This window comes from Christiangramia portivictoriae DSM 23547 (genome assembly GCF_000423045.1).
Classification (GTDB): Bacteria; Bacteroidota; Bacteroidia; order Flavobacteriales; family Flavobacteriaceae; genus Christiangramia; species Christiangramia portivictoriae.
On sequence record NZ_AUHF01000007.1, the window covers coordinates 285324 to 297051 of the forward strand.

General features: G+C 40.6%; 8 protein-coding genes. 3 read left to right on the top strand and 5 right to left on the bottom strand.

Annotated elements, in window-relative coordinates; all coding sequences use genetic code 11:
• Positions 1 to 50 precede the first annotated feature (50 nt).
• Both G529_RS0106380 and gloA2 read left to right on the top strand, forming a co-directional pair.
• Positions 51 to 1916, top strand: coding sequence for a hypothetical protein (locus G529_RS0106380; protein ID WP_026914753.1), 1866 nt, complete (start codon positions 51 to 53; stop codon positions 1914 to 1916).
• A 41-nt stretch (positions 1917 to 1957) separates the two neighbouring features.
• Entirely contained in the window at positions 1958 to 2344 is a 387-nt protein-coding gene (gene gloA2, locus G529_RS0106385) for an SMU1112c/YaeR family gloxylase I-like metalloprotein (RefSeq protein ID WP_026914754.1), read from the top strand.
• A 94-nt stretch (positions 2345 to 2438) separates the two neighbouring features.
• Here gloA2 and G529_RS0106390 read toward each other — a convergent pair whose 3' ends face one another.
• Together G529_RS0106390 and G529_RS0106395 are read right to left on the bottom strand one after the other, a co-directional pair.
• Positions 2439 to 3818, bottom strand: coding sequence for a DUF5689 domain-containing protein (locus G529_RS0106390; RefSeq protein ID WP_026914755.1), 1380 nt, complete (start codon positions 3816 to 3818; stop codon positions 2439 to 2441).
• A 3-nt stretch (positions 3819 to 3821) separates the two neighbouring features.
• Entirely contained in the window at positions 3822 to 6605 is a 2784-nt protein-coding gene (locus tag G529_RS0106395) for a TonB-dependent receptor plug domain-containing protein (protein ID WP_026914756.1), read from the bottom strand.
• A gap of 97 nt (positions 6606 to 6702) precedes the next feature.
• Here G529_RS0106395 and G529_RS0106400 point away from each other — a divergent pair, with 97 nt between their 5' ends.
• Positions 6703 to 7758: an endonuclease/exonuclease/phosphatase family protein gene (locus tag G529_RS0106400; protein WP_026914757.1), complete on the top strand. Its 1056-nt coding sequence runs from the start codon at positions 6703 to 6705 to the stop codon at positions 7756 to 7758.
• Between the two features lie 47 nt (positions 7759 to 7805).
• Here G529_RS0106400 and G529_RS0106405 read toward each other — a convergent pair whose 3' ends face one another.
• The 3 genes from G529_RS0106405 to G529_RS0106415 form a co-directional block, all read right to left on the bottom strand.
• The gene (locus tag G529_RS0106405; protein ID WP_026914758.1) at positions 7806 to 8240 is read right to left on the bottom strand and encodes a 50S ribosomal protein L27; all 435 of its coding nucleotides are present in this window, start codon (positions 8238 to 8240) and stop codon (positions 7806 to 7808) included.
• Positions 8241 to 8272: 32 nt separating this feature from the next.
• Positions 8273 to 9910 carry an Ig-like domain-containing protein gene (locus G529_RS0106410; protein WP_035695692.1) on the bottom strand — a complete coding sequence of 546 codons (1638 nt, stop codon included), beginning with the start codon at positions 9908 to 9910 and terminating at the stop codon, positions 8273 to 8275.
• Between the two features lie 95 nt (positions 9911 to 10005).
• Positions 10006 to 11724, bottom strand: a complete 1719-nt coding sequence (locus G529_RS0106415) for a hypothetical protein (RefSeq protein ID WP_026914760.1) — start codon at positions 11722 to 11724, stop codon at positions 10006 to 10008.
• Between the last annotated feature and the right edge of the window lie 4 nt (positions 11725 to 11728).

Consider the following 11728-nt stretch of genomic DNA (forward strand, 5'->3'; position numbering starts at 1 on the left):
GATTTAATTTGTTGAATATCCCCAAATATTCTATCCATTTCAACAGGACCATGATTAAAATTCTTTGGTCCGTCTGTACTGTGCTCTGTTTTAGCCTACAACTTCAGGCACAGGAAGAAAATCCAACCGGGGAAAAGGACACCACAAACATCTATTCACGTTTGGAACGTTTTTCAGAAAAAAGAAAAATTACCAAAAGGGTTCATAAATTATTATTCAGGTCTACTACTGAAAAACCAAAAAAGGAGGTTAAGAAGAAGTTCAGGGATTATTCGAAACTGGAAGGAAGGCCCATCAGACATGTGATCATAGAAACAAAAGATCCTTTTGGTTTCTCTTTTACAGATTCTACGGAAACCGCCAACAGTTGGGTGGAGAGAACCGGAAACCAGATTCACATCAAATCCAAAGATTTCGCGATCAGGAATTTTCTTTTACTGAAGGAAAACGAGGATCTGGACACTTTGCTTCTCGATGAATCTGAAAGATTGCTACGTTCACAGCGCTATATAAGAGAAGTTAAAATCACCGCTCATCCCATTAAAAATTCAGATTCTGTAGACGTTAGAATCCTGGCACTGGATTCATGGAGTTTGACTCCGCAGGGAGTTTTTTCGACTAATGAAAACAAGCTGACTCTCAAAGAATATAACATTGTAGGAATTGGCCACCAGCTAAATTTTAGTTTTGCGAACAGGCTAAGTGATGGTAAAAATGCCTATTCTGGCATCTACCGTGTTCCGAATATCAAGAACACCTTCATAACAGGAGAAATTCGGTACCAAAGCGACTTCAACGAATTCTATCGTAAAAGCATTTTTATTGAAAGAGAGTTCTACTCTCCATTTGCCAGATGGGCAGCAGGATTGTATGTGGATGAACAGTATAGACAGGTAGAACTTCCCGATGAGGCTATGGTGTTTGATGATCAGAACTTTAAATATATATCTCAGGACTACTGGGTGGGGCACTCCTATCGCCTGTTTAAAGGTAATTCTGAAAAAGAGAGAAGTACCAATCTTATCACCAGCCTCGGCTTTCTGGATGTGAACTTTAAAGAGTCTCCTGCTGCTGCGTATGACAGTATCAATTTTTTTTCAGATGAGACGCGGTATCTCGCCAGCGTAGGGATCTCCTCAAGACAGTTCGTTCAGGACCAATATATCTTTAATGATGGTATTACTGAAGATGTCCCGGTAGGCAAAGTTTACGCTTTAACAGGAGGCTTCCAGAACAAGAATGACCAAACCAGAATGTATCTGGGTGCGAGAGCTTCCTTTGGAAATTACTTCGACTGGGGATATGTTAGCACTAACTTTGAAGCTGGCAGTTACTTCAATGGTTCAAGAGCAGAGCAAACTGCTTATTCATTCCAGGCTAATTATTTTACAAATCTCATAGGTTTAGGAGAAAAATGGAAGATGAGACAGTTTGTAAAACCGCAATTCATAATTGGGACGAACCGGATGAATTCGATAGGGGACCGTTTGAGCATAGACGATAACAACCTGTTTACCGGTAACTATGGAAGTGATTACCGGAGAACAACCGGAGCTCGCATCGCAGGTTTCGATAGTGATCTTACGGGAACAGAAAAATACGTACTGGAATTGCAAACTCAATTCTATTCACCATGGGACCTTTTTGGTTTTAGATTGAATCCGTTTTTAAACTATACCGCCGGTATCCTGAAGGATACGAATCTTGGCAGCAATAACCTGTATTCTGCGATCGGTGTTGGTTTTATCTTTAGAAATGATTACCTGGTTTTCAACAATTTTCAGCTTTCCTTTTCTTTTTATCCTGAAATTCCTGGTCAGGGACCTAACATTTTTAAAACGAATTCTATTGAAACCAACGATTTTGGCTTTCAGAATTTTAATTTAGGTAAACCCAGAACTGTATTATTCAACTAGCACATCTCCAGCCATCTACTGCAAATAATCAGATTAAAATTATGAATATTCAAAGATTACATCATGTTGCCATTATTTGCTCCAACTATAAAAGGTCTAAACAGTTTTATACAGAAGTGTTAGGTTTTAAAGTTGAGAAGGAAACCTACAGGGAAGAACGTGCATCTTTTAAACTTGACCTTTCCTTAAACGGAGAATATATACTGGAACTGTTTTCATTTCCCAATCCACCTGCCAGACTAACCCAACCGGAAGCGGCAGGATTGAGACATCTAGCTTTTGGCGTGCAGGATCTTGAGGCTTCTATTGAAGAACTGTTAAGCAAAAAATTAGAGACCGAGCCCATACGCACCGATGAATTCACTGGCAAAAAGTTCACTTTCCTTTATGATCCGGATCAATTACCTATTGAATTATACGAACTTTAAAAACAATTCACCTTCTATTCGATAAATGCCAGAAGCAGGCTTAGAATGCTTATACCTTTCAATTTCAAAGTACCCGAGGGCTATTTTTAGAATTTTAGTTACCTAAAACTCTGAAATTATCCAGATCGTAAGTGGTAGTTTTATCTGGAGCAGCTCCCAGGTATCTAAAGCCTATCCAGACCTCGCCCTCCAAACAGGAAATATCCAGTTCTGAAGTTTTGAATACATTTCCAGATCCTCCCGATGGACCGTATGGAATTGCGGCATCAAGCAACTTCCATTCTGTGGTTCTGGGATCACCAGTAAAATCCTGAGTAAAAAACACCTTTAAAAATATGCCGTTATCATAGGACGCAAGCAAATCAAAACTTACCAGATTCGCCCCTGTCGAGCTAATATCTATGACAGGAGAGACTAGCCATGCCTCCAGCGGATTCTCAAGTGTATTGTAAGCAGAAATTCGTAGTAGCCGGTTGCCGTTTACCATCGTGGGCGTAAAGCGTTTTTCACCTCCGCTCACATTAATATTGGTCCATTTTCTTGCCGAGAGGGTCGTATTGGATGTTACACCATCAAAATTCTCTTCCGAGATTACATTTCTGCTGAAATTTCCTCCTGAATCACATTTGAAAAACTGGTCATCACATCGTTCAGCATCAAAATCCAGCGCGGTTGGATCGTTTACGATAAGCACAAAATGTTCATCATAATAATTGCGACTAAGAACCCCCTGAATTTTACCGGAGCCTGTGGGTAGCAATAAAGATCTAAAGTTTGCATAGGTACTTGTACTCAAAAATAGGGTCTCACCGCTTGTACAGCTTTCCAATTGTCTCTCACCATCATATTCATCATACCTGTGTGATGCAAATGAAAAGTTTTCTGTTTCTCTCACCAGATTAATATCGAATTGAATATCGTTCACTTCCACATATAAATTCTTGGTTTCTTCTGAGAATTCTGAAATGGCTAATCTCTTCGGAACAATTTCAGACGTTATTTCAGATCTAATGATAAAATCGTCGATCATAGAAGAGGGTATTGCCACCACATCTCCTCTATTCTGAATCCCTAGTTGCAAAACACCGTTATTAAATCCCAAACTGAGTCCGTCAAGCTTTACATAGACTTTTCTTCCGAAGTTATATGTCTGGTGCAGGGAATTATCGTCCACCAGAATTTGAATCCCAGCCTGAGGATTTTGAGGTTTATCCTGTACTACGAGCTTTTTGTAAAAATTTCCTCCAGCATCATCACTAATGACAAAAGCTTCAAACCAGGTATCGGTATCCCTGAAGTTATGAATTTCACCGGTTTCCATTTTGTAATTGCCTTTTACCGCCGCAATACTGGTAAAACTTCCATCTACAACGACAGGTTCTTCCAATAAACCGGGGATCTCGAAGTCATCTGTAGGCACGCAGGAAAGTAGACTAATAGTAAGAAGATAACTAAGAAAAAATGTTCTGTTCATCGATCAAAATCTAAGGTTTAAGTTTACAAAATAGCTGGTGCCGTTTCCATACCAGTATTTATTGCCGAAAATTGGAATCTCGCGATCCCTATCTTCCTTTAAAGTTCTATAATTGGCATTTCTAGCCTGTTCAAAACCACCGGTCCTGAAAGTAGTGTTCAAAGCATTATTGATACTAGCGAAGAAACCAAGATACTTGTCTCTAATTCTCCAGCTTTTACCTCCAATAATGTTGGTAAGAAAATAGGGATCAAACTGTTCCTGTTCCAGCAATTGCCTTGCGATCGTTGCGTCATATTCCACGAGCTCCAGACCGTCGTAGTCTTTTTGAAAGTTTGATGTTCTGGTTAATGGGCTCACATCTATGAATGCACCGGTAAAATAGTTTTGCGAAATCCCAAACCACCAGTATGCTGGATCTCTGTATTCAAAACCAAGCTGAAAAGCAGATTGTGAACCACCCGGCAAGCGATATCCTTTAAGAAAGGATCTTTCATAATCCAAATTATCGAAAGCGCCGGAGTAAAGACTTAGCGCCGGGTTGTTTTTATAAATAAACTGTCCGCTTCCACCAGCGAGCTTTACTTTAATAGTGGAAGTAACCTGGTATTCTGAACTTAATTCGACGCCAAGCAATTGTTTGTCAATATCTGAAAGCACTTCCTGAACAAATGCAGTGGAATTTTCTCTGCCAAGACCGGAAAGTCCATCGGTATAATAAAAAGAAACTTCGGTACTATTCGCAATTCGCTGAGCATAACCTGTGATCCTAAGGTTAAAAAGATTGGTGCGATAACGGTAACTAAGATCTGAAGCTTTAATAATCTCTTCGGAGATGCCTGGAGCAAGCAAATTATTCTGCCTTGGATTGATAAAGGTGTTTTTAAGGTGTGGTGCTTTGGAATAAGCGGCCAGGTTTAATTCCAGGCTTTGACGTCCTGAAAATTTGTGCAGCAAATGAGTTTTAAAGCCTGAAGTTAAAAAATCAACGTTCTGTGAGCTTCCGAATGAACTTACTGGAAACGCTTCATTCTGATAGTTTCCGAAACGTTGGTAGCCTGAGGCCGAGGCCTGTCCCGAAATACTCAGTTCCCAGCTTCGCCATTGCTTCTGTAGCTGAGCAAATACTTCAGCCTTTTGCGCAGTTAGATCATAATTATACTTATAGTCCTGTCCTTCAAAAACTTTTCGATCAGGATTTCTGAGGTCATTCTGAGAAAATCCAGTAAAAACTTCAACATCCAGGAAGCTGGATGCACCAAAAAGATCTTCGATCCTGGCGAAGTTCTGACTGTTCAGCGAAGAAATTTTGAAACTACTAATGAGCTGCAGACTGGAATCCAGTTGTAAGTTCAAAATACTACTCGCCACAAAATTTCGGTCTCTATTAACGTCTGCCGCGAGAGCGTACAATGCATCCGGACTAGTATTAGCTTTATAAATATCTGTCCAGTTAAGTTGTCCTTTATCAACTAATTCCTTTTCAGACAGATAAGCTTTCTGAAAATCTTCAAGGCCCTCAAATCTCAGGAAATATCCCGGCAACTTCTGGTAATAAACCGGATCTGGATTTGATGCTCCTCCAAGATAGGTACGTTGTGATTCAAAATCAACAAAACTAGTACCTCCATAATCTATGCGGGTATTCGAAACTTCACCGAACTGGTAGGAAAGGTTGGTATTCAAATGCAAATTTTTAGATGGATTCCAGAAATGGCTGAGCATGAAGATGGGTTCTTGAATGTTCTTCAACCGGCTATTCCGTATCTCATTCCCCTGCAATCCCCAGTATGGATTGTAACGACTTCCTTTAATTTCAACAACCTCTTGCGTAAGGGGAGCAGATTTTCCACGAAGCGTAGGCGTGTAGATCGCGGTTACATTTAATGAATGAGCAGGACTTATGATCTTTTCAAGTCCCAGGTAAACAGAATTTGCATCGAAAGGAGTTCCTTCCATATAGCCTTCCGTGGCATAACGGCGTCCTATGGAAAATGCGTAAAACCAGCCATTATTCTGTTCTCCGCTAGCATAGGTTGCCATTAATCTTCCAGTATAACTACGGTTGGAACCTGAGGCTGTTATTCTACCACCGCTGGCAAACCGTGAAGCTCGCATTATAATATTCGTCGTACCGCCAAGACCTCCAAAATCATATTCAGATGGAGAGATACCCGACGTAAACACCTGGTTTCTCTGGACATCGTTAAGGCCTCCCCAGTTGCTCCACTGAGGTCTGCCATTATAGGCCTTATTCATTTCAACACCGTTGATCATTAATGTTCCATATTCTGAACCGAGCCCACGCACTCTGTAAAACGTCTGACTAAAATCAAATGCGGCAGCGCTGAAATATGCATCACGGGTGGACTGAAGAATTCCTGAAATATTATCAAAACCAGCTTCGTCATCCACCATATCCTCTTCTGAAAGGCTTATGGTATTCTGAAATGATAGATCCTGGCTTGAATCTGGACTAAGCAAAATGGAGGAAAGGTCCAGTTCATCAACCCCAGTTAAATTAACGGATATTCTCTTCCCAAGATATCCCGATCTGCTGATGTGCAGAATAACCTCTTTAGATATAATACCATCAATCTCCAAAGAAAACTTTCCTTCAGGATCTGAGAATGTCTCTTCAAAAGAATTCTCTTTTGCAATTTTAACCTGGGGTAAGGGCACCTGGGTAATTGCATCTATAATCCGACCACTTATGATCGGAGTTTGGGCATATAAACTTTGATATAGCAAAGAAAACAGACACGCCCAAAAACAGGTTTTATTCATGCAGTGCCTCGTAGTCGAAATATGGGATAATTTTAAATCATTTTTCTGTAATATTCAAAAAACCAGTACTTTAATTGCGGTCTAAAATGATAAAAATTTGAAGAAATATATTACAGCGATTTATTTGGTAATTGGGCTATATCTGACGACTTCAGAAAACCTATATTGTCAGAATATGAGAGATTACCACATTGAAACCATTGCCTTCTACAATGTAGAGAACCTGTTCGACACCGTAGATGACACCCTCACGTTTGATGATGACAGGACTGCTCTAGGTAAAGACAACTGGACCGAGGAACGATATGCTGTCAAAATAGCCAATATTTCCCGCGTTCTCTCTGAGATAGGAACCCTGGAATCTAAAAAACCACCTTTGGTGATCGGTCTTTGTGAGATTGAAAATAAGAAGGTTTTAGAAGATTTGATCGGCCACCCTAACCTTGCGAAATTCAATTACAAGATCGTGCATTACGACTCTCCAGATGAGCGAGGTATTGATGTCGCCCTGCTGTATCGTTCGCAGTCTTTCGTAGTTACGAATTCACAGGCTCGTAAATTAATGATCTACGATAACGATAAGCGGGATTACACCCGGGATCAACTTGTCGTGAGCGGTATGGCCATGGGACAGGAAACTCATTTTATAGTAAACCACTGGCCTTCCAGGTCTGGTGGTGAAGCTAAAAGCAGTTACAAACGTGAAAAGGCGGCCATGCTAAATAAACGTATCATTGATTCTATTTACCAGGAAGACCCAAAGGCAAGAATTATAGGAATGGGAGATTTTAACGACGATCCTACTAATAAAAGCTTTAAAAAGTTCCTACAAACCAAAGCTGAAATCAAGAATTTGAAGGAAGGAGACCTGTATAATCCTATGGAAAACATGCTCAAAAGAGGTCGCGGAACACTGGCATATCGTGATTCCTGGAACCTGTTCGATCAATTTTATCTTTCTGAAAGCTTACTGAGTAGAACTTCTGAAGGATTTCAATACTATAAAGCAGGAATTTTCAATGCGCCCTACCTCATCACTCAGAGCGGGCAGTACCGTGGCTATCCTATGCGTACATATGGCAGCTCTGGCTACCAGCCTGGCTACAGCGATCATTTTCCTGTATATCTTTATTTGATTAAAGCTGTAGAATAAAAAAAGCCTGGTCTAATACCAGGCTTTTTTAACAGGATGTTCTTCTTCTAGAACCATGCGCTCCACGGAATTCTGGATAATACTACCAGAAAAGCGATTCCGTAGAAAATAGCCAGCATCTTGAATTTTGGCTTTGAAGTAAGTTTCTTTTTATGTTTGGAGTAACCAATAGTGATCAATGCGATCGCGATGATCATCATTAATGGATGCTCCACCAGGTACAGTCGGGTAGTATCGTTACCCATAACTTCTCCCATACCACCTTCCCATCTCGCCATATTACCAGAGGTAAAGTAAAGTACAATTCCTATAAGCAATTGTATATGCGAAACGATTAGCGTAAATAAGGCTATTCTAAAATTAGTTGCACTGTATTCCTTGTTCGCCGCAAAACCAATGATTGCATTAAAAGTTGCAATCAAGAGCATTATAAGAACCAGATAGGCCCAGTAAGAGTGTATAAATTGAACTGTTTGATACATATAATCTTTATATAAATGTTATAAGTTAAAGGCTATTCCCAACGATTTTCCGCAGCATCACCACCCCAGATTAGTGTAGCGAGGAATGGATTATCTATGAACGGGTTTCGATTTCCCTGAGCTGCTTCTATCACATCATTTCGCTGTAATTCGAAGGCTGAAACCGGATCTTCCCGATTCCATTTCAGAAAAAGTTCAAGATTCCCAACTTCGTCAAAGGAGTCTCCGTAGCTAAGGTTTACATACATTACCATTCTGGCAACATCACCTTTCCATTCATCTCCAGGAAACCAGCTATCACCGCCTACAAGCTTATATTCTCCACTTCCATCGGTAAATGGGTAATTAAGCCTTTCAGAATTAACATCTACATCTGCAACCCTCAGTAAATGCAGGTCACTTACAGATTCCTCAGTATTTAAAAGGGATTGGGGATAAATGTGTTCTGTATTAAAACTTTCATCTCCATCCAGGTCACCTAACTGGAATTCATCATCTGGTCTAAGTTCACCAGAATAAACCAGTACAACCATAGACTCGTCATCAAGAGCAGCATCGGCATCATATAAATAATCATGACGATCTGTGTAAGTCAGTCGGTTCGTATGTTGCGCATTCGTAAGATCTGAAAGCTCTGAATACAACAAGTCTGGATCTACCGTAAAGCTGGCATCTTGATAATACGATTTAAGATCATCAGGAACATTGAATTTAACAGCTTCTACGATGTTCACTGTGACTGTCGCAGTAGAACAAGTGGCATCTGCATCATCATCACAAATGGTGTAAGTGAAGCTATCCTCACCTAGAAAACCGGCCTGTGGAGTATAGGTTACAGTCCCATCATTATTCAAAACTATGCCTGCGTTACTTCCCGAATCATCTATGGAAGTTATGGTGGCATCATCAGTAAGATCATCATTATCCAGAAGTTTTGTGATCACTTCTTCGGAAGTTCCAATTTCTATAACCACGGTATCATCTGAAGCTACCGGTGAACCTTCATCTTCCACGGTCATGGTAACAGTAGCAGTAGAGCAATTTGGTGTATCATCATCATCACATAAGGTATACGTGAATGTATCCTGACCAGAAAAACTGGATTCTGGCACATAAAGAATGCTTCCGTCGTCCTGAAGTGTTACACTGGCGTTACCACTCGTGCTTTCTACTGAAGTGACTTGCGCATTATCTACCACCTGGTCATTATCAAGATGGTTGCTTATGGTGTAGGTCTTTCCTTCCTGGGTGGTATAGCTGTCATCGGCTGCTATTGGTTCCCCGGCATCACCTACGATAATGGTAACTACAGCACTGGAACACCTGTCTGAATCTCCAGGTACACAAATCGTATACGAGAAGGTATCATTTCCAGTAAAATCTAATGCAGGCTCATAGGTGTAGGTTTGATCACGATTATCTGTGATCGTTCCGCCTGCTTCAGTTTCAGCATCAATACTGGTGATGATCGCGTTATCCACGAGTTCATCGTTTTCCAGCAACATCGCTCTGTTGAAAGTGTAGGTTTCATTTTGAACAGCAGATAGTTCATCTGCCGTTGCTACTGGATTTTCTTCTTCAACTGGAGGAACGGGAGTTGGTGTAGCATCATCATCACCTGAACAACCCAACATGAGCGCCAGCAAAAAAAGTCCGGTATATTTTTTCATAATTGTAAATTATAGTTGCAAATATCTGACAATTTAAGTCAAAAAAAAACCTCTTATCGTGAAGATAAGAGGTTTATATAGATTGAGTTCTGAACCTACTGGTTTACTACCCACATTCCACCTTCTTTGATAAGGCTTAGGCTTTCTGTAGTATTCGATCCATTATAGATATCGAAAGTAAGTAAGTACTTCTGTCCTTCTTCAGCATTTGGAGCGATCTCATTTAAAAGCGCCTGCATTGCAAGAAGTAAGTTGGCATCATTCCAGTAAGCGCTGGCTCCCGGACGACGGTCAAAGTTACCGTAACGATCTACACTTGCAAGTTGCGTTGAAAGTTCAGCATTTCCTGATAAAGCATCGGCAATGATCGAGTAATCTGCAGAAGTAAGTGTATAGTTAATCGTGTTATCAGGCACCCACATTCCGTCTTCAAATCCAAACTGAAGAGCATCTGAAATTACACTAGGAATAGCCATCCATTTACCATTTTCGAAAGTAAAGTTAGCATACTCAGTCACAGTCGCTTCACCGTTATAGAAACGATATGCTACAGCTTTATATTCACCTTCTTCAGCATAAGGAAATTCTCTACCTAAGAAGATCGCGATTTTAGCAAGAGCTTCATCCTCGTCTCCAAAGTTGCTGAAACGCTGACCGAATTCTTCAGTATAAGAATTTTCAGGAAGCATGTAAGGCTCGTCCCAGTCTCCGTTAGTGTAAGCGAAAACTTTAGTTTCTTCAATAGTTGAAACTGAAGCATCCTCATCGATAGTGACAGCACCACCGTCAAGAACAAGGTTTACCACGATTGTAGCTACAGAACCATTATAAACTCTGTAAGTCAATACAAACTGGTCTCCATCCTGAGCTGCAGGAAATTGTTCGTTGATCACAAAAGCAAAAGCTTCTAAAAGCATAGCTTCGCTCCAGTAGTTGTCGCTGGTTTCTCTAACATCAAAACTTCCAAACTGAGCAGCATTTCCAGCTGGTCCAGGATATGCAGCAGCGAATTCATCACCAATTGCATCATAATCTTCACTGGAAATTTCGTAAGAAGTACCACCAACGGCTACATAGGTATTACCATCGAACTGAACAGTCATACTTTCAGTTCCAGAGCTACCATCATAGATTGCGTAAGTTACGTTGTATTGCTGACCGGCGATGTCACCAAATTCTTCTGAAATGGCCACACCAAGAGCTTCCACGATCATATCATTGCTCCAGTAAGCATCTCTGTCTGATCTTCTATCGAAGTTGCTGTATTGCGCAGCGCTAGATGCAGCATCTGGATATTTATCTCCAAGTTCGTCTCCAATTACATCAAAATCATCTGCAGTAAGCTCGTAAGCAATCTCTTCAGCAAGGATGTTGTAAGTAAGTCTAACATACTCTCCATCCTCTGCCTGTGGATACTTTGCGTCAAGGAAATCTGCAACATCACCCATTCCAGAGAAATAGTTTGTTGAAAGATCGATCATCCCGTAGTCTGAAGCAGATACTGAATAGTCCTGAACTCTAAGCGGATCGAAAAGATCAAATCCTACATTGATAATAGAACCTGCACCATAAGTTGGGTAAAGGTCTGAAAGTAAAGAAGGAATTAAAGTTCTTGCATCTTCTACTGAACCGAAGTTTGGAAAGCTCTGTCCAAGTTCCTCGTAATCATCTTCAGTAAGTACATAATCTCTCTCAGCAACAGCAAGCTGGCTATCCAGGTCGTTGTCGATCTCATCATGAATGTCTTCCATTGGCTCACAGCTCGTTAAAGCCAGACCTACAAAAGCCATTAGTACATAAAATGTCTTTTTCATCGTG